Origin of the sequence: Streptomyces mutabilis (assembly GCF_014649815.1) — a bacterium.
In the GTDB taxonomy this organism is placed as follows: domain Bacteria; phylum Actinomycetota; class Actinomycetes; order Streptomycetales; family Streptomycetaceae; genus Streptomyces; species Streptomyces mutabilis.
This window is the reverse complement of the sequence record NZ_BMTT01000001.1, coordinates 879,740-899,490: the sequence shown is the minus strand read 5'-3', so window position 1 is coordinate 899,490 and position 19,751 is coordinate 879,740. Positions and strand designations below refer to the sequence as shown.

13 protein-coding genes are annotated in these 19,751 nt (G+C 73.4%); 7 read left to right on the top strand and 6 right to left on the bottom strand.

Translation table 11 applies throughout. The annotated features are described in order from the left end of the window. Positions 1 to 147 precede the first annotated feature (147 nt). The 5 genes from IE142_RS03975 to IE142_RS03955 form a co-directional block, all read right to left on the bottom strand. A complete protein-coding gene (locus tag IE142_RS03975) occupies positions 148 to 2,406 on the bottom strand; it encodes a bifunctional glycosyltransferase/CDP-glycerol:glycerophosphate glycerophosphotransferase (protein ID WP_191884372.1) in 2,259 nt (752 codons plus the stop codon). 163 nt (positions 2,407 to 2,569) lie between these two features. Beyond that, positions 2,570 to 3,487, bottom strand: a complete 918-nt coding sequence (locus IE142_RS03970; protein ID WP_191884371.1) for a carbohydrate ABC transporter permease — start codon at positions 3,485 to 3,487, stop codon at positions 2,570 to 2,572. Beyond that, positions 3,484 to 4,830, bottom strand: coding sequence for a carbohydrate ABC transporter permease (locus tag IE142_RS03965; protein WP_191884370.1), 1,347 nt, complete (start codon positions 4,828 to 4,830; stop codon positions 3,484 to 3,486). Before IE142_RS03965 ends, IE142_RS03970 begins: the two co-directional genes overlap by 4 nt. Positions 4,831 to 4,834: 4 nt before the next feature. Next, a complete protein-coding gene (locus IE142_RS03960) occupies positions 4,835 to 6,253 on the bottom strand; it encodes an ABC transporter substrate-binding protein (RefSeq protein ID WP_191884369.1) in 1,419 nt (472 codons plus the stop codon). Positions 6,254 to 6,505: 252 nt separating this feature from the next. Beyond that, positions 6,506 to 10,390: an FHA domain-containing protein gene (locus IE142_RS03955; RefSeq protein ID WP_191884449.1), complete on the bottom strand. Its 3,885-nt coding sequence runs from the start codon at positions 10,388 to 10,390 to the stop codon at positions 6,506 to 6,508. 439 nt (positions 10,391 to 10,829) lie between these two features. Here IE142_RS03955 and IE142_RS03950 point away from each other — a divergent pair, with 439 nt between their 5' ends. The 4 genes from IE142_RS03950 (at position 10,830) to IE142_RS03935 (ending at position 16,315) form a co-directional block, all read left to right on the top strand. Next, the gene (locus tag IE142_RS03950; protein WP_191884368.1) at positions 10,830 to 12,560 is read left to right on the top strand and encodes a serine/threonine-protein kinase; all 1,731 of its coding nucleotides are present in this window, start codon (positions 10,830 to 10,832) and stop codon (positions 12,558 to 12,560) included. 139 nt (positions 12,561 to 12,699) lie between these two features. Then, entirely contained in the window at positions 12,700 to 13,953 is a 1,254-nt protein-coding gene (locus tag IE142_RS03945) for a serine/threonine-protein kinase (protein ID WP_191884367.1), read from the top strand. 71 nt (positions 13,954 to 14,024) lie between these two features. Next, entirely contained in the window at positions 14,025 to 15,131 is a 1,107-nt protein-coding gene (prfB, locus tag IE142_RS03940; protein ID WP_043372420.1) for a peptide chain release factor 2, read from the top strand. Between the two features lie 311 nt (positions 15,132 to 15,442). Beyond that, positions 15,443 to 16,315: a hypothetical protein gene (locus IE142_RS03935; RefSeq protein ID WP_191884366.1), complete on the top strand. Its 873-nt coding sequence runs from the start codon at positions 15,443 to 15,445 to the stop codon at positions 16,313 to 16,315. Positions 16,316 to 16,427: 112 nt separating this feature from the next. On the opposite strand, the gene IE142_RS03930 is transcribed toward IE142_RS03935, so the two are convergent. After that, positions 16,428 to 16,619 (bottom strand): hypothetical protein, encoded by a 192-nt coding sequence (locus tag IE142_RS03930; protein ID WP_191884365.1) that lies wholly within the window; start codon positions 16,617 to 16,619, stop codon positions 16,428 to 16,430. Positions 16,620 to 16,844: 225 nt separating this feature from the next. Here IE142_RS03930 and ftsE point away from each other — a divergent pair, with 225 nt between their 5' ends. The 3 genes from ftsE (at position 16,845) to IE142_RS03915 (ending at position 19,731) form a co-directional block, all read left to right on the top strand. Then, entirely contained in the window at positions 16,845 to 17,534 is a 690-nt protein-coding gene (gene ftsE / locus IE142_RS03925) for a cell division ATP-binding protein FtsE (RefSeq protein WP_043372426.1), read from the top strand. A 32-nt stretch (positions 17,535 to 17,566) separates the two neighbouring features. Next, a complete protein-coding gene (ftsX, locus tag IE142_RS03920; RefSeq protein ID WP_043372428.1) occupies positions 17,567 to 18,484 on the top strand; it encodes a permease-like cell division protein FtsX in 918 nt (305 codons plus the stop codon). Positions 18,485 to 18,552: 68 nt separating this feature from the next. Next, on the top strand, positions 18,553 to 19,731 hold the full coding sequence (locus IE142_RS03915; RefSeq protein ID WP_191884364.1) for a S41 family peptidase: 1,179 nt from the start codon (positions 18,553 to 18,555) through the stop codon (positions 19,729 to 19,731). The last annotated feature ends 20 nt before the right edge of the window (positions 19,732 to 19,751 follow it).

Here is a 19,751-nt window from a genome sequence, read left to right as displayed (position 1 = left end):
CTCTTTCTCTCGTTGTCCTGGTCCGTCGGGAGTCGCCCCGCGGGCCCTGCCGGCCCGGTCGTCCCGTGGGCCGCCGGACGGGCGGCCGGGTCGGAGTGGGCCGCGACGAGCCGCGGGGCATGTGGACTCCCGGTGGACAAACGGCGGTCAGAGGCTGTCGGTGACGGTGCGGGGCCCCGCCAGTTGCGGCACGGTGGTCAGCGGGGCGCGGGCGAGCCCGGCCGCGGCGGAGGGCGCGGGGCGCCGCTCGGCGAGCGGCACGACCGGCGGCGGGTCCGTCTGTCCGAGCACCACGCGGCGTACGACGCGTTCGGCGGCGCGGCCGTCGTCGTACGGGCAGAACCGCTCCCGGAAGGCGGCCCTGAGCTGCGCGGACCGTGCGCCGCGCCAGTGCCCGCCGGCGAAGACGCCGATCAGCTCGTCCTCGTTTCGGGCGATCGCGCCCGGCGGGAAGTCGCGCAGGTCGACGTAGGTGCCGCGGACCGCCTCGAACGCCTCCGGCTCGTCGGCGTGGATCACGATCGGCCGGTCCAGACCCGCGTAGTCGAACATCAGTTCTGAGTAATCGGTGACGAGGGCGTCCGAGGCCAGGCACAACGACTGGACGCTCGGGTGGTCGCTGACGTCGAGGACCCGGCCGGCGGACTCGGCGAGCGGGCCGCCGTGGCGGGGATGGGCGCGGGCCAGCACCATGAAGCGCGGGCCGAGTCGGGTGACGACGCGTTCCAGGTCCAGGGCGGCGCGCTGGGTGCGCCGGTAGTCGCGCTGGGTGGGCGCGTACAGGATCGCGACCGTGCCCTCGGGGATGCCGAGCGTCTCGCGCAGCCGGGCCACGTCCGCGGGCGTCGCCCGCTGGAGGACGTCGGTGCGGGGCTGGCCGTACTCCAGCGTGGTGTAGCGGCCGGGGAGGACGCGTTCCCAGGTCAGGGTGGAGTGGCGGTTGGCGGAGACGACGTAGTCCCACGTGCCGGCGTCGCGCAGCAGCCGGGCGACATCGGTGCGGCCCGCGGCGGCCGGGCGTTCCCAGAGGTCCAGGCCCATGTGCTTGAGGGGCGTCCCGGCCTGCGTCTGGACGACGACCTGGCCCTTGCGTCTGACCAGGCCGGGATCGAAGGCGGCGTTGTGCACCAGGTAGCGGGAGCGTGCCAGTGCCGTCCAGTGAGCGGCCGTGCCGGGGGTCAGGCGGCGGGTGCCGGCCGGGATCGTGTGGTGGTGCGCGGGGTCGGCGGCCCACGCCGTGCGCACGTGCGGCGCGAGCTCGCGGAACGCCTCCTCCAGCGCGCCCGGGTTGCAGCCGTGCCCCCGGCCGTCAGCGGCGAAGACGGCACGGTCGGCGCGCAGGGGCAGGCAGCGCTGGACGCGGTAGTGGGCGCGCAGGGTGACGGTCCGCGCGGCGCGCAGCAGCCCGGCGGTGACCTTCACCGCCCGGCGGCGCGCGGACGACGCCAGCCGCAGGGCCTGCCAGGTGCGGCGCAGGCCCAGCCGGAGCAGGGCGTGGCGCAGCCGCACGGGCAGCGGGGCGGGGGCGCCGGGGACCCGGTAGCGGCGGCAGTGGACGCGGGCCCGGCGCAGGAACTCGGCGCGCAGCCGGCGCGGGAGGCGGTCGGGGCGGGTGAACACCGTCGCCAGGTGGTCGGCCATGCGGCGGTACAGCGCCGGCCGCCAGCGGTCCAGCTCCGGGCGCGACTCCAGGAACGCGAAGACCCGGTCGTACTGCGCGAAGACGTCCAGGTGCCGCTCGCTGGGCGTACCCAGGATGCTGCCGTGCCGGCGCTGCCGGTAGTGGACGCACACCCGGTCCAGGGTGGCGATGGACCCGGCCGTCATCAGGACCGGGAAGGTCCACGGGGTGTCCTCGTAGTAGCCGGGCGGGAAGGTGAGGCCCTCGCGCTCGGCGAACTCGCGTCGCACCGTCTTGTTCCAGGCCACCATCAGGAGCTTCAGCAGCTCGGGCCGGTCGGTGAGCCGGAACGGCGCCGGGCCCCGTTCGGCGAGGTGCCGGGCGGCCTGGTTGCGGACCGCCTCCCCCGTCCAGTAGGTGCGCGCGTAGTCGTAGACCAGGACGTCCGGCTCGCCGGTCTCCTTGATCCGGTCGGCGAGGGCCCTGAGCGCGTCCGGGGTGAGGGTGTCGTCGCCGTCGAGGAAGACCAGGTAGTCGCCGGTGGCCCGTTCCAGACCGGCGTTGCGGGCGGGTCCGAGGCCCCGGTTGCGGGGCAGGTGCACGGCGCGCACCCGACCGTCGCGGGCCGCGAACTCGTCGGCGATCGCGCCGCAGGCGTCCGGCGAGCAGTCGTCGACCACGATCAGTTCGAGGTCCGGGTACGACTGGGACAGCACCGATTCCAGGCATGCGGGCAAGTACGCCTGCACCTGGTGCGCGGGGACGATGACACTGAACCTGGGCACGGGGACATCCAGTGGGTCGACGGGATCGGCGCGGGCGTTCGGCCCGGGAACGGCCGGTGGAGTGACTTGGTTACGCTCCCTGCGGCATCCGGGGGACCACGCCCGGACGAGGAAGGGGCGGACCGCCGACCGGCCCGCCCCTTCAAGGGTGCTCATCCGGCGCCTACTTGACGGCGCCCGCCATCACGCCCGAGACGAACTGCCGCTGGAACGCGAAGAACACGGCCAGCGGGACCACCATCGAGATGAACGCGCCCGGCGCCAGGATGTCGATGTTGTTGCCGAACTGCCTCACCTGCGTCTGCAGGGCGACCGTGATCGGCTGGCTCCCGGAGTCGGAGAAGATCAGCGCGACCAGCATGTCGTTCCACACCCACAGGAACTGGAAGATGCCGAGGCTCGCGATCGCCGGCCCGCCGAGCGGCATCACGACCCGTACGAACAACCGCAGTTCACCCGCACCGTCGAGCCGGGCCGCCTCCAGCAGCTCCCTCGGGATCTCTGCGAAGAAGTTCCGCAGGAGGAACACCGCGAAGGGCAGGCCGAAGCCGACGTGGAAGAGGATCACGCCGACGACCGATCCGAACAGGCCGATCTTCCCGAAGAGTTCGGCAATCGGGATCAGCGCGACCTGGACGGGGACGACGAGCAGGCCGACCACGGCCAGGAACCACCAGTCGCGGCCCGGGAAGTCCATCCACGCGAAGGCGTACCCCGCCAGCGAGCCGATGATCACGACCAGGACCGTCGCCGGGACCGTGATCAGCGCGGTGTTGAGCAGGGAGGAGGTGATGTCGCCGTTCTTCAGCAGCTCCTCGTAGCTCTGGAAGGTGAGCCGGGACGGCTCGGTGAAGACCTCCCACCAGCCGCCCGCCGCCATGTCCCGGGGGGTGCGCAGCGAGGACAGCAGCAGGCCGATCGTCGGAACCAGCCAGAACAGGCCCACCACGATCAGGAACACCCGGACCAGCCCGCCGCTGACGCCCTCGACGAGCCGTGAGCCGAGGGACTGCTTCGCCTTGACGGCACTCTTGGGCGGTTGCGTGGCCGCCTCGGTGAGGGAACCCGCGTCCGCGGTCATCGCCGCACCTCCCGCCGCAGCCGCCGTACGTTGAACCACATCACCGGGATGACCAGGAGCAGCAGGAACACCGCGATGGCGCTGGCGACGCCCGGCTGGTCCGAGGCGAAGCCCTTGCGGTACAGCTCCAGGGCGAGGACGTTCGCGTCGTCCTGCGAGGAACCCGGGGCGATGATGAAGACCAGGTCGAAGACCTTCAGCACGTTGATCATCAGGGTCACGACGACGACCGCGAGGACCGGCGCGAGGAGCGGGACCGTGACCCGTCTGAAGACCTGCCACTCGTTGGCGCCGTCGACCCGGGCCGCTTCGAGGAGTTCCCGGGGCACCCCCGCCAGCCCGGCCGCGATCAGCACCATCGCGAAGCCCGCCCACATCCACACGTACGACCCGATGACGGCCGGGGTGACGAGGGAGGGACCGAGCCAGTCCAGGCCGTTGTACGGCTCCTTGAAGTTGTCGGCGGGGAGCCTGAGCTGCGCCCCGTCGGCCACCGCGGGGAGCGTGAAGGTGCCGTCGCCCGCCGCCGTGGTCTCCGCGACGACCTCGCCGTCCTTCACCGCCTCGATCCTCATCCCGGCGTAGCCCAACTCGGCCGCGTCGACGCCGTTGAGCTCGCCGACGCCCTTGCCGCGGGTGAAGTCCTGCCAGGTGGTACCGGTGATCTTGCCGTCCTCGGGCTTCGCGGGTACGGCCTTCTCCGCGCCGTCCGGCATCACGTCCGGGGCGACGCCCACCAGGGGGAGGACGACCGTCTCGCCCGTGCTCACCGGCTGCTTGGTGATGAACGCGCCGCCACCGGCCGGCTCCAGCGGCGACTCGCGGCCCGGGTGCGCCTTCGGGAACGCCGACGACTCGGCGAACGTGTCGTGCACCCCGACCCACACCGCGTTCGCCACGCCCTTGTCCGGGTCCTGGTCGTACACCAGCCGGAAGATGATCCCGGCGGCCAGCATCGAGATGGCCATCGGCATGAAGACGACGAGCTTGAACGCCGTTCCCCAGCGCACCCGTTCGGTCAGCACCGCGAAGATCAGGCCGAGCGCGGTGGCGACCGTCGGCGCGAACACCACCCAGATGATGTTGTTCTTCAGCGCGGTGCGGATGCCGTCGTCGGTGAACAGGGCCTGGTAGTTGTCGAACCCGGCGAAGGAGTCGCCGGACTGGTCGTAGAAACTGCGGATCAGCGAGTACCCGATCGGGTAGACCACGAGCGCGCCGAGCAGTACCAGGGCGGGCAGCAGGAACAGGGCCGCCACGGTTCTGCGGGTGCCGGTCACGCTCTTGCGCGACTTGGGGGCGGCAGCGCCCCGGGAGGCTCCTGCCGCCGTGGCCGACGCCATCGCGTCAGCCTCCGTAGGCGGCGGCCGCGTCCGCCTCCAGCCGCTGCTGCGTCCCCGCGACGTCCTTCGGGTTCTTCAGGAAGTCCTGGAGGGCCTTCCACTCGCCCTTGCCGGGCGTGCCGCCGAAGGCCTGCGGGGCCTGGTCCGACATGTCGAAGCGGAAGTCGTCGCCGGCCGCGACCAGGGCCTCGGCGATCTTCCTCTGCACGTCGTTCGGGTACGCCGACGCGTCCAGGTTCTTGTTCGGCGAGAGGTAGCCGCCGAGCTTCGCGTGGATCGCCGCCGCGTCCGGGGAGGCCAGCCAGGTGGCCAGCGCCTGCGCCGCCTTCGATTCCTTGAGGATCACCGCCGCGTCACCGCCGGAGACCACCGGCGCGGTGTCGCCGACCGCCGGGAACGGGAACACCTTCGCGTCGGTACCGACCTCCGCCTCCGTCTCGGCGATGTTGACCTGCGCGAAATCCCCCTCGTAGACCATGCCGGCCTTGGGCTGGTCGCCGCCGGTGAAGGTCTGCGTCACCGAGGCCGGGAAGTCGGTCTGCAGCGCGCCGGTCGCGCCGCCCGCCACGTAGTCCTTCCTGCCCCAGATCTCGGCGAGGGTGGTCAGGGCCTCCTTCACGGACGGGTCCGTCCACTTGATCTCGTGCTCGGCGAGCTGGTCGTACTTCTCGGGGCCGGCCTGGGAGAGGTAGACGTTCTCGAACCAGTCGGTGAGGGTCCAGCCCTCCGCGCCGCCGACGGAGAACGGTGTGACGCCCGAGTCGTAGACCGTCTGCGCGGTGGTGAGCAGTTCGTCCCAGGTCTTGGGTTCGGCCGCGCCCGCGTTCTCGAAGACCTGTGCGTTGTACCAGATCAGGGACTTGTTGGCGGCCTTGTAGTAGACGCCGTACTGCTTGCCGCCGACCTTGCCGATGTCCTGCCAGCCCGGCGTGTAGTTCTCCGACAGCTCCTTCGTGGCCTCGGCGCCCAGCGGCTTGGCCCAGCCCTTGTCCACGGCCTGCTTGATGGCACCGGGCTGCGGGAGCATCGCCACGTCCGGCGGGGCGCCGCCCGCGACCTTCGAGCCGAGGAAGTTGATGATCGGGTCCTGGGCGGGCACGAAGGTCACCTTCGCGCCGGTGCGCTTCTCGAACTCGGCGAGGACCTGCTTGAAGTTCTCCTGCTCGGCGCCGGTCCAGACGGCGGCGACCTCCAGGTTCTCGCCGTCCAGCTTCGGCAGGGTGACGGTGGCGGCCGGGTCCTTGTCGCCGCCTTTCTGACCGTCCTTGTCGCCGCCGTTGTCGTCGTCTCCGCCGCACGCGGTGAGCGAGAGGGCGAGGGCCCCGGCGGCGAGGAACGCGGCGGCCCTGGTGGTCCTCTTCGCGGCGCCGTTCCCTGCCCTCTTGACGGTCCTGCGTGTCCGGATGGTGCTGCTCGTGCGCATCACTGCCCCGTTCTTCGTTCCTGGTCGAACGTTCGGCGCTGTCCCGTGCGCTCTGGTGTACGCCAGGGGGATGAGGGGGGCAAGAGCGCGTCCGCTGTCAAGCGGGGTTTCGTGACCGCGTCGTGACCGGGCGACCGGGGTCGGTGCGGCCTGGTCGGGGACTGTCGCCCCCGAGACCTCGCTGCCGCCCGGGGCGGCTTCGTCCTCGAGCTCACTCGGACGGGGCGCCAGACGGCCTGAGAGCGATCGGCGTCACAGGAGCGACGGCACCTCCGCCGCCGACACCTCCCGGGCCGCCCGCTCCAGCGCGCTGGCCAGCAACGCCAGATCGGTCGGCCCGTTGCCCAGCTCCCGCACCGGCCGCCGGGTGGGCGGGTCGCCCATGCGGTGCCACTCCAGCGGGACCACCGTGGGCCGCAGGGTCGCCGTCCGCGGGATGCGGCCCGTGACCCGGCCGCCCTGGAACTCCACGCTCTGCCCGTCCGGGCGGGTCAACCGGCCGCGTCCCGGCGCCGGTTCGTCCGGCCCCGGCACCGGCGCGTCGAGGGTGACCCGCACGGTGGCGCGCAGGGACGGTTCCGTCTGGGCCGTACGGCCGCCGGGCGCGGTGGCCGCCACCAGGTGCACGCCGAGGCGCTCGCCGTCCCGCGCCACGGCCTCCAGTGCCCGCATCACCGACCCCGCCGCGGGCCGGCCGGGCGAGCCGAGCGGGGGAGTGACCAGGGCGTCCAGGTCGTCCACGATCACGACGAGGCGGGGGAGCGGCGGCACGGCGGCGGTGCGGCGCCGGGCCGCGCCCGGCCGCAGGCGCAGCGTGGAGCTGGGCGGGGAGTCGACGTCGCCGGTCTCCGCCGCCGCGCCGGCCGTGGTCCCGCCCGTCGAGGTGCGCTGGGTTATCAGCCGGCCCGACAGCTCCCGCCCGGTGTGCCACTCGGTGAAGTGCGAACGGCCCAGCAGCTCGGCGCGCCGTTTCAGCTCCGCGCTCAGGGACTGCGCGAACTCCCGCATGCGGACCGGGTCGTTGGCGGTGAGGTGGGTGGTGACGTGCGGCACGTCCGTGCAGACGCGCAGGCTTTCGCCGGGCCCGCCGCCCGCGCTCACGCTGTCCCGGCCGTCCACCAGGACGATCCCGAGCCGGTCGGGGCGCTCGGCGGAGGCGAGGGAGGCGACGAGCGCCCGCAGCAGCTCGGTGCGGCCGCTGCCGGGCGGGCCCTCGACCAGCAGGTGCGGCCCCTCGGCGGCGAGGTCGGCGGTGACCGGTCCGCGCGGCCCGGCGCCCAGGACGGCGTGCGCGCGTCCGCCCAGGGCCTGGGTGTCGTCGGCCGCGTCCGCCCACCGCGCCATCAGGGACGCCGGGGTGGCCCGGGCGAGGCCCAGCTCGTCCAGGAGCCGGGCCGCCTGGGGCAGTGGTGCGGACACCCGTGCGTGCCGCTCGCCGCCGGGCTGGTCGGTGCGCAGCGGGGCCAGCGCCCGCGCGAACCGCTCGGCCCAGGCGAGGGAGACCGCGTCCGCCGTGCCGAGGGTGCCGTGGCCGACGGGGCCGCCCCGGCCGTTCGGGGACGCCTCCGTGCGGGCCACGCGCAGCAGCCGAAGGGCCGTCGCCACGTCGCCGCTGAGCAACGCCACGGCCCCGCACTCGCTGAACACGGGGGACACCGCGCAGGCCGCCTCGTACGTCTCGGTCACCGGGGACGACGGGGAGGCGGCGGCCGTCTCGGCGAGGCACACGACGTGGACACCGGCCCGCGGCCCCTCCACGACCAGCCTCGCCACGGCCTCCCGCACGTCGACGCCGCCGGGGTCGCCGTCCACGACGACCACCGTGTACGGGCCCGCGAAGCGGTCGGCCGGGTCGGACCCGTCGTCCGGCCGCGCCCAGGAGGGCCGCCGGGCGGTGTCCGGGTCCGTGCCCGGCGCGGCGGGACCGAAGTGCCGCGCGTCGTGCCCGGGGGCCGTGGGCTGGGCGGGGATCGTGGTCGCCGTCTCCGGGGCGGGTGGGTGTGCGCCGCCGTTCCGGGCGTCCGCCAGGTGGTCCTCCAGGCGGCGCAGCAGCTCGTGGGAGCGGGCCATGGCCTGTTCGCGGTCGTAGGCGAGCAGCAGGCGGCAGTCCTGGCCGCGTCCCGGGCGCAGCTGCGGCAGCCAGCCCAGCCACGACCACTCGGCCGACCGCTCCGCGAGCGGACGGGAACGGTCGGCGCTGATCAGCACGATCTCCAGCACGTCGGCGGAGTGCAGCGCGGCGAGCTGGGCCAGTACGGCGCGGGCCAGCCCGGCGAGCCGCGCGCGGGGGCCGGCCAGCCCGAGCGCCCCCACTTCGCGCAGACCGGCGGTCACCGGCACCGCGGGCAGCGGCGCGTCGCCGCCGGGCGCCACCCGGTCGGCCGTACCGAGCCGCACGGTGAGCGCCTCCGGGTGGCCCGGGCCGCGCTCCCACAGCCGGGGGCCAGGGCCTAGGGCCGTCAGCAGCAGTGAGGCGGGGTCCGGCCAGGTCTCGGGGGCGCTCGAGGCACCGGTGGCCGGGCCCGTCGGGGCGGGCGAGGCCGCCTCGGCGTCGTGCGCCCGCCGGCCGGGTCCGGTGGCGTCCTGCGCCCCGCCGCGTCCTCCGGCCAGCCGCCGCGCCCACGCGCCGAGCCCGCCTCGCCTGCGCACGCCCTGGGGTACGTCGGTGCCGCGCAGTGGCGTGCCTTTGCGGCCGGTGCCGGCGTCGCGTCCGAGGGCGTCGGTGGTCCCGGGGGCCAGGCGGAAGGGTGCGGCGGGGGTGGTGCCGGGCGCAGTCGCACCGGCGGCGCCCGGGGCGGGGGTGCCTGTGCCGGGAGCGTCCGATCCGGCCGCGTCCGTCGCTCCTGGATGGCCGGTGCCGGGTGCGGTGGCGGACGCGTCCGTGCCCTGCGGCTGGGCGCCGAACGTGCCGGTGCCGTGTGTCGGCGCGCCGAACGGGCCCGCGCCGTGCGCGCCCGGCCCGAACCCGCCGCCGTGTGTCTCACCGGTCGGCGGGGTCGGCCGGGACCCGCCGGTCACCGGGCCGGTGCCGTGGCTCTCGATGTGCGGTGCGCCGCCCTGCCCGGGCACCTGGGGGGACTCGGCCGGGGCCGCACCGGTCCGGTGTCCCGCCGAGCCGTGGACGTGGTGGGTCGGACCGGTGGGGCCGCTCCGGCCGTCGGTGCCCGTCCCGGGTCCGGAGCCGTCCGTCGCGCCGGTCGTGTGCGCGGTGCCGCCCGCCCCGCCGGTGATGCGCCCGGGACCGGCCTGGTGCCCGAGGCCGACGTGCGCCGCCCCGGTCGTGTGCGCGGTGCCGTCCGCCGCCCCGGCGGGGAGTCCGGAACCGCCCGACGCCCCGCCCCGGTGCCAGGCGCCGCCGCTCGCCGCCCCGGCCGCCCGCGCGGACCCGTCCGCCCCGCCGTGGCCCCCCGCACCGTCGGCCACGCGCGCGTGAGCCACCTCCTCCCCGGCGCCGTACGAGGACGAGGGCACGCCGGACAGCCGTAGGTGCCCCTCCCCGTCCGCCGTCGTGGCCAGCCGCGCCTCCGCCCCGGGACGGGCCGGAACCAGGCGCAGCGCAGACTCGCCGATCCGCAGCAGCGCCCCCGGCGTGAGGCGGACCGGGCGGTCGCCCACACGGGTGCCGTCCAGGGTCGTGCCGTTGGTCGAGCCGAGGTCGGCGACCGAGACGCCGCCGTCGGGGGCGACGGTCACGGCGCAGTGCATCCGGGAGACGTCCGGGTCGTCGAGCGCCACGTCGGCGTCGGCGGAGCGGCCGAGCCGGATCTGCCCGCCGTGCAGCAGGTGGACGCCGCCCGCGTCGGGACCGGCGACCACGTGGAGCTGGGCCGGGGCGCCGGCCGGGTCGGTGTGAGGGTCGGGCAGGCCGGAAGCGCCCAGACAGAGCACGGCGCCGTCGATCAGCGGGGGCTCGCCCAGGGTGCTGCGCTGGGCGTCGAGCCGCTGCGCACCGGCGTAGAGCACCACCTGGCCGGTCCCCGGGGCCTCGCCGCCGGGCAGCGCAGCGGCCAGCGCGGAGGCGACCGCGGCCAGGGCGGTGCCGACCGGTGCGGTGACCAGCACGTCGCAGCTCGTGGCGCGGTCCCCCTCCGGAGCATGCGGGCCCAGCGGGTCTACGACGGTCAGCCGGATCTGCATCGCCGTCAGCGGTCCCTTCGCGCGGGCGCCCGCGCGCCGGGAATGAAGCCGTTCACCACGGTCCCCCACCGCGGACTTCCCCCACCGCCACACGAGCACGTCGGCCAGTACTGCACGCATCCTCGCACCTGCCACTGACAACGCGCCCGTCGCCCACCGCCGAATGATCTTGATTGGTCGGCTCTGCCCGCAAAAGTGCCCGACAGGTGCCCTCCCGCTGATCGAGCGGGGACCGCTTGAGATCGGTCACGTCCGGACCCGGCAACCAAGGGACCGAGTCGCGCGTCTTCACTTCGAACGCGCGCCTGAAGGCGCCGGAAACGGAACGCAAGACGTACCCGCGGACCAATGGGAACCCACGGAACGACGACAGCCCGGTGCCGGGAGCACGGCACTACAGTGGGTCGGAACAGCCAGCAAGCAACAGGGAGCGCATGACGTGCGGCCGGTAGGCAGCAAGTACCTCCTCGAGGAGCCCCTCGGCCGCGGTGCCACGGGCACCGTCTGGCGTGCCCGCCAGCGCGAGACCGCGGGCGCCGAGGCCGCCGTGGCCGGTCAGCCCGGCGAGACCGTCGCGATCAAGGTCCTCAAGGAGGAGCTCGCGAGCGATCCCGACATCGTGATGCGCTTCCTGCGGGAGCGCTCCGTCCTGCTGCGGCTGACCCACCCCAACATCGTCCGGGTCCGCGACCTGGTCGTCGAGGGTGAGCTGCTGGCGCTCGTCATGGACCTCGTCGACGGTCCCGACCTGCACCGGTACCTGCGCGAGAACGGGCCGTTCACCCCGGTCGCCGCCGCCCTGCTCACCGCCCAGATCGCCGACGCCCTCGCGGCCAGCCACGCCGACGGCGTCGTCCACCGCGACCTGAAGCCGGCCAACGTCCTGCTCAAGCAGGACGGCGGCGAGATGCACCCGATGCTCACCGACTTCGGCATCGCGCGCCTCGCCGACTCGCCCGGCCTGACCCGCACCCACGAGTTCGTCGGCACGCCCGCCTACGTAGCGCCGGAGTCCGCAGAGGGCCGCCCGCAGACCTCCGCCGTCGACGTCTACGGCGCCGGCATCCTGCTGTACGAGCTGGTCACCGGCCGGCCCCCGTTCGGCGGCGGCTCCGCCCTGGAGGTGCTGCACCAGCACCTGAGCGCCGAGCCGCGCCGCCCCTCCACCGTCCCCGACCCGCTGTGGACGGTCATAGAGCGCTGCCTGCGCAAGAACCCCGACGAACGCCCCAGCGCGGAAAACCTCGCCCGCGGCCTGCGCGTCGTCGCCGAGGGCATCGGGGTGCACGCGAACAGCGCGCAGATCGGCGCCGCCGAGAACGTCGGCGCCCTGCTCGCCCCCGACCCGGCGCCCGCGCAGGTACCGGGCGCCCCGGACGCCGCCGACCCGACGCAGGTGCTCCCGCACAACGCGCAGAACCCGAACGGCGCCTACGACCCGAACGGCGCGACCAGCGTCCTGCCGCAGACGGGCAACCAGGCGGGCGCCGCCGACCCCACCGCCGTACTCCCGAACCGCGGCGCGGCCGACCCGACCGCCGTCATGCCGCCCGTGCCGCCGGGACAGCCGGGCGGACCCGGGCAGGGCGAGGGCGGCGGGCCCGAGGACCCGCACCCCTGGCAGAACCAGCTCCGCGCCGCCCGCGACCGCAACGAGCAGACCCAGGTCCAGTACCTCGACCCGGACCAGGACCCGCTGCGCCGCCGCCCCCAGCGGCAGGTCTCCCGCCCGCAGCAGCCGCCCCGCCAGACCCCGCAGGCACCGCCGCCCGGCTACGGATACCCGCAGCAGCAACAGCCGCAGCGGTACGCCACGCCCCAGCCGCAGCAGCCCCAGCAGGCGCCCCGGCCCCAGCCGCAGCGCTACGCCCCGCCGCCCACGCCCGAGCCGCAGCCGCCCCGGCGCGAGCCCCGGCCGCCCCGGCAGCGCAGCGCCAACCCGATGCGCATCCCCGGGCTCGGCTGCCTCAAGGGATGCCTGTTCACGCTCGTCATCCTGTTCGTGGCCGGCTGGCTGATCTGGGAGCTGAGCCCGCTCCAGGACTGGATCGGCACGGGCAAGGGCTACTGGGAGCAGCTCAGCGACTGGTTCACCACGGTGACCGACTGGTTCGGCGAGCTCGGCGGCGGCAGCGGCTCGGGCGGCGGCGGGACGTCGACCGACGGCTGATCCGACGACCGCTTCAGCCGCCGCTCCGGAGGCGAGTCCGGGAATTGTCGACATCCGATGGGTGATTTCGGCCTCCCCGGTCAAGGCCGGCTCCACGGACGCGTACTTTTAGGCGCAACACGCGTCGGTAGGAGCAGTCTTGGCACGGAAGATCGGCAGCCGGTACACCGCCCACCAGATCCTCGGGCGGGGCAGCGCCGGCACGGTGTGGCTCGGAGACGGGCCCGAGGGACCCGTCGCGATCAAGCTGCTGCGCGAGGACCTGGCGTCCGACCAGGAGCTCGTCTCCCGCTTCGTGCAGGAGCGCACCGCCCTGCTCGGCCTGGAGCACCCGCACGTGGTCTCCGTGCGCGACCTGGTCGTCGACGGCAACGACCTCGCGCTGGTCATGGACCTGGTCCGCGGCACCGACCTGCGCACCCGACTGGACCGGGAGCGGCGCCTGGCGCCCGAGGCCGCGGTGGCCGTCGTCGCGGACGTCGCCGACGGTCTGGCCGCCGCGCACGCCGCCGGGGTCGTACACCGCGACGTCAAGCCCGAGAACGTGCTGCTCGACATGCAGGGCCCGCTCGGCCCCGGCGGCGCGCACCCGGCCCTGCTGACCGACTTCGGCGTGGCCAAGCTGATCGACACCCCGCGCCGCACCCGCGCCACGAAGATCATCGGCACGCCCGACTACCTGGCCCCGGAGATCGTCGAGGGCCTGCCCCCGCGCGCGTCGGTCGACATCTACGCCCTGGCCACGGTGCTGTACGAGCTGCTGGCGGGCTTCACCCCGTTCGGCGGCGGCCACCCCGGCGCCGTACTGCGCCGCCACGTCACCGAGACGGTCGTCCCCCTGCCCGGCATCCCGGACGAGCTGTGGCAGCTGCTCGTGCAGTGCCTCGCCAAGGCACCGGCCTCCCGGCTGCGCGCCTCGGAGCTGGGCGCCCGGCTGCGCGAGCTGCTGCCGATGCTGGCCGGGATGGGTCCGCTGGACGTCGACGAGCCCGACGCCGAGCGGGAGACGGACGAGCCGGAGGAGGCCGCCACCGCCCCGGGGAGCGCCACGCCCACCGGGGAGCCGGTACGGCGCCGGGGAGCGGTGCCGCTGGTGCCGGGCGCGAAACCGGCCGACTCCAACCGCGACACGCACACCTCCATGCGCGTACCGGCCCCCGACGAACTGGCCGGCGGCGCCCGCGGCACCGCCCGCGCCCCGCGCGCGTCCGGCGCCCCGCGCCCCGGCTCGGCCCGTAACCGTGCCACCGCGCGGCGACGCAGGCTGGCCCTGGGCGTCGGCGCGGTCGCCCTGGTGGCGGCGGTCGGCGTCGGTACCTGGCTGACCACGGGCGGCGACGAGGGCGACACGGGCCCCCAGGACACGCGGAACTCGGCGCCGGCCTCGCCCTGAGGCCGGGCACGCCACAGCGGTCACGGGACGACCCGGCGAAGACCGGTGGACGGAGCCGTTACGCTGGATGCGTGGCAGTCGTCGATGTATCCGAAGAGCTGAAGTCCCTCTCCTCGACCATGGAGTCGATCGAGGCCGTCCTGGACCTGGACAGGATGAGGGCAGACATCGCCGTGCTCGAGGAGCAGGCGGCCGCGCCGTCCCTCTGGGACGACCCGGAAGCGGCACAGAAGATCACCAGCAAGCTCTCGCACCTCCAGGCCGAGGTGCGCAAGGCCGATGCCCTGCGCGGCCGGATCGACGATCTCGGCGTGCTCTTCGAGATGGCCGAGGAGGAGGACGACCCGGACACCCGTGCCGAGGCCGAGTCCGAGCTCACGGCCGTCAGGAAGGCGCTGGACGAGATGGAGGTCCGCACCCTCCTCTCCGGCGAGTACGACGCCCGTGAGGCGCTCGTCAACATCCGCGCCGAGGCCGGTGGCGTGGACGCCGCCGACTTCGCCGAGAAGCTCCAGCGGATGTACCTGCGCTGGGCCGAGCAGCGCGGCTACAAGACCGAGGTCTACGAGACGTCGTACGCGGAGGAGGCCGGCATCAAGTCGACCACCTTCGCCGTGCAGGCGCCGTACGCCTACGGCACCCTCTCCGTCGAGCAGGGCACGCACCGCCTGGTGCGCATCTCGCCGTTCGACAACCAGGGGCGCCGCCAGACCTCCTTCGCGGGCGTCGAGATCCTCCCCGTGGTCGAGCAGACCGACCACATCGAGATCGACGAGTCCGAGCTGCGGGTGGACGTGTACCGGTCCTCCGGCCCCGGCGGCCAGGGCGTGAACACCACCGACTCGGCGGTGCGGCTCACTCACCTCCCCACCGGCATCGTGGTCTCCTGCCAGAACGAGCGCTCGCAGATCCAGAACAAGGCCACCGCCATGAACGTGCTCCAGGCCAAGCTGCTGGAGCGGCGCCGCCAGGAGGAGCAGGCCAAGATGGACGCCCTCAAGGGCGACGGCGGCAACTCCTGGGGCAACCAGATGCGTTCGTACGTCCTGCACCCGTACCAGATGGTCAAGGACCTGCGCACCGAGCACGAAGTGGGCAACCCCGAGGCCGTGTTCAACGGCGAGATCGACGGGTTCCTGGAGGCCGGTATTCGCTGGCGCAAGCAGCAGGAGAAGTAGCGCGAAGCGCGGACGGCGCTTTGTCGACAAGGCAACTGCCCCCGTCGAGGGGGCAGTTGCCTTTTTTCTGACCGTGTTGTCCAGCTTTTACGTCACACTCACACCCATTGTGTCCGGCATACGTCTCTTACCTGGACATCGCGTACGCAACGGCCTTGACGTTGCTTTGAACATTCGTAAGGGTGAGGCGCGGCATGCGTATTTCTGGGGCGCATGTGAACCGGGGGACTTCAGCAGGCAGCTACCTCCCGTCGATCACGGCCCCCGAGTGCGGCCTCACTGACTAATCGGCTACTGGGGGTAGCAACTACATGACGAAGAAGACGCGGATTCGTGTCGCGCGGATAGCGGCCGGTGCGGTGATCGCCGCCGGCGCGTCGCTGACCGCCGCGGGTGCGGCTTCGGCGCTGGAGATCGGCATCGGCGCGGGCGTCGGCAGCGAGGGTGTCAACCTCGGTGTGAGCGTGGAGGACGGCGAGGACGAGCCCGACCCGTGCGACATCGGTACCGGTCCGGAGTGCGACGACGACACCACCACCGGCGGTACGACCGGTGACACCACCACGGGTGGTACGACCGGTGACACCACCACGGGTGGTACGACCGGCGGCACCACCACCGGCGGCACCTCGGGTGACACGACGACCGGCGGTACGACCGGTGACACCACCACCGGCGGTACGACCGGTGACACCACCACGGGTGGTACGACCGGCGGCACCACCACGGGTGGTACGACCGGCGGCATCACCACCGGTGGCACCTCGGGTGACACGACGACCGGCGGTACGACCGGTGACACCACCACGGGTGGCACGTCCGGCGACACCACCACCGGCGGCAACTCCGGCGGCAATGGTGGTTCCACCGGAGGTGACGGCGGCTCCACCGGTGGTAACGGCGGCGGCTCCACCGGCGGCGGCGACACCACCGGCGGTACCACCCCCGACGGCGGCAGCAACGACAACGTCACCCAGGACGAGGGTTCCTCGGCCCTGACCGACACCGGCGAGGAGGCCCCGGCCTCCTCGGACACCGCCGCCCAGGGCAGCGGTGACGAGCTCGCCGAGACCGGCGCCGCCGAGACCACGTTCCTGCTGGTCGGCGCCGCGACGATGATCGCCGGCGGCATCGGCTTCCGCATGCTGCCGCGTCTGATGAACGGCCGCGGCGCGGCTGCCTGACGGTAGTCACCCGCGTACGCACGCGAAGGGGCCCGGAGCGAAAACCGCTCCGGGCCCCTTCTGTGTCCTGGTCGACCCTCGCCCCAGGGCCCCGCCGGGCCCTGGGCGGGCGTCAGGCGGTCTGGTGGGCCAGTAGAGCCACCGCCGCGATCAGCACCGCCAGCAGCGCGATCAGCGTCGTCGGATTCAGGCCCGCGAAGAGATTCCCCTGCTGCAGCCGCTCGCGGTTCGCCCGGCACACCGGGCACCGGCCCTCGCTCACGGGCGCCGCGCAGTTCGCGCACACCAACCGGTCGTACGTCATGCGCTCGCCCTCCTTGCCGCCGGCTCTGTCGGGACAACGCCCACACCGCCGTGAACGTTCCCCTGTCCACTGTGCCAGGTTCCGTGGGGCCCCGCGCGCCTTCCCCTCAGGGGCGGGCAGGGACAAAACGCGCAACTGATGCGCAACCCCGACCGGTGACTGCGGTCCGCTCCCCGCTTCGCGTATGGTCACGCACATCTACCCCCGGCTACCCGTGGTGCATCCGTGATCCGATTCGACAACGTCTCCAAGGTCTACCCCAAACAGAGCCACCCAGCCCTCAGGGACGTCTCCCTGGAGGTCGAGAAGGGCGAGTTCGTCTTCCTCGTGGGGTCCTCCGGCTCCGGAAAGTCCACCTTCCTGCGGCTCATCCTCCGCGAGGAGCGGTGCAGCCACGGCCAGGTGCACGTCCTGGGCAAGGACCTCGCCCGCCTGTCCAACTGGAAGGTGCCGCAGATGCGGCGCCAGCTGGGGACGGTGTTCCAGGACTTCCGCCTGCTGCCGAACAAGACGGTCGGCGAGAACGTCGCCTTCGCGCAGGAGGTCATCGGCAAGTCCCGCGGCGAGATCCGCAAGTCCGTGCCGCAGGTGCTCGACCTCGTCGGTCTGGGCGGCAAGGAGGACCGCAGGCCCGGCGAGCTGTCCGGCGGTGAGCAGCAGCGCGTCGCCATCGCGCGCGCCTTCGTCAACCGGCCCAAGCTGCTGATCGCCGACGAGCCCACCGGCAACCTCGACCCGCAGACCTCCGTCGGCATCATGAAGCTGCTCGACCGCATCAACCGGACGGGCACCACCGTGATCATGGCGACCCACGACCAGAACATCGTGGACCAGATGCGCAAGCGCGTCATCGAGCTGGAGAAGGGCCGCCTCGTCCGCGACCAGGCACGCGGCGTCTACGGCTACCAGCACTGACGACGAGGAACGGAAAGGCTTAACGAGACGCCATGCGCGCCCAGTTCGTGCTCTCGGAGATCGGTGTCGGTCTTCGCCGCAATCTGACGATGACCTTCGCCGTCATCGTCTCCGTCGCCCTGTCCCTGGCCCTGTTCGGCGGTTCGCTGCTGATGAGCGACCAGGTCAACACCATGAAGGGCTACTGGTACGACAAGGTCAACGTCTCGGTCTTCCTCTGCAACAAGAGCGACGCCGAGTCCGACCCCAACTGCGCCAAGGGCGCGGTGACCGAGGACCAGAAGAAGCAGATCAAGTCCGACCTCGACGAGATGGCCGTCGTCGACACGGTGACGTACGAGTCGCAGGACGAGGCGTACAAGCACTACAAGGAGCAGTTCGGCGACTCGCCGCTGGCCAGCTCCCTCACGCCGGACCAGATGCAGGAGTCGTACCGCATCAAGCTGAAGGACCCGGAGAAGTACCAGGTCATCGCCACCGCCTTCGACGGCCGGGACGGCGTGCAGTCCGTGCAGGACCAGAAGGGCCTGCTGGACAACCTCTTCGAGCTCCTCAACGGCATGAACTGGGCCGCCCGCGCGGTGATGGCCCTGATGCTCGTCGTCGCGCTGATGCTGATCGTCAACACGGTGCGCGTCTCGGCGTTCAGCCGGCGCCGCGAGACCGGCATCATGCGGCTGGTCGGCGCCTCCGGCTTCTACATCCAGGCGCCGTTCATCATGGAGGCGGCCGTCGCCGGGCTCATCGGCGGTGGCGTCGCCTGCGCCTTCCTGGTGACCGCCAGGTACTTCATCATCGACCACGGACTCGCCCTGTCCGAGAAGTTGAACCTGATCAACTTCATCGGCTGGGACGCCGTACTGACGAAGCTGCCGCTCATCCTGGCCACCAGCCTGTTGATGCCCGCGTTGGCCGCGTTCTTCGCGTTGCGCAAGTATCTGAAGGTGTGACACACGCCAAGAGGGCCGCACGGGCAAGCGACCGTGCGGCCCTGGTGCGTTGTCCTAGACTCACCGGCATGTCAGGTCGTGACCCGTTCTGTCAGCCCCGCCGCCCACGCCACGGGGCAGCCCTGGCCTTGGTGTTCACGGGCGTGCTCGTCGCCGGCGCGGCGACCGGTTCGCTCCCCGGGGCCGACCGGAGAACCGCCTCGGGCACGCCGCGGCCGGCCGCTCCCGCCGAACGGCACGAGGAGGTCGCCCGCGCGGCGGCCGAGGCGATGGCCGACGGCAAGTCCCCCGTGGAGGCCGCCGAACGCGCCGTCAGCCGCAGCGGGGACCGCTGGGGCGCCGTCTACTCCAGCGGGGAGTACGCGGAGTTGGAGGACGCCCTCGACGGCCGGTACACCGGCGTCGGGCTCTCCGCCCGCCGCGAACGCGACGGCCGCATCGAGGTCACCGAGGTGAGGTCCGACTCGCCGGCCGCCGAGGCCGGCATCCGCGAGGGCGACCGGCTGCGCACCGTCGACGGCGAACGGGTCGACGGGCGTCCCGTCACCGAGGTCGTCTCCATACTGCGCGGCGACGCCGAGGACGACCCCGCCGGCACCGCCGTCCGGCTGGGCCTGGAACGCGGCACGCGCGCGTGGACCGAAACCCTGCGGCGTGCCCGGCTGTCGACCGATCCCGTGACGGTGCGCACGCTCGCCGACGGCCTCACCGTCGTCCGGGTCACCTCCTTCACCAAGGGCGCCGGCGAGCAGGTGCGCTCCGAAGTGGAGCGGCTGCCGTCCGGGGCCGGTGTCGTCCTCGACCTGCGCGGCAACTCCGGCGGCCTGGTCGGCGAGGCCGTGACCGCCGCCTCCGCCTTCCTGGACGGCGGCCTGGTCACCACGTACGACGTCGACGGCGACCAGCGGGCGCTGCACGCCGAGCCCGGCGGCGACACCACCAGACCCCTGGTCGCGCTCGTCGACGGCGGGACGATGAGCGCGGCCGAACTCCTCACCGGGGCCCTGCAGGACCGCGGACGGGCGGTCGTCCTGGGCTCGCGCACCTTCGGCAAGGGCTCCGTGCAGATGCCGAGCCGGCTGCCCGGCGGCTCGGTGGCCGAGCTGACCGTCGGGCACTACCGCACCCCCCTGGGCCGCGACGTCGACGGTACGGGCATCACGCCCGACCTGGAGGTCGACCCGGCGGACCCGGCCGCACTGGAGCGGGCGCGGACGGTTCTGAGCGGTCTGGGACCGACCGCGTGAATCGGCTTTCCGCGGCCCCC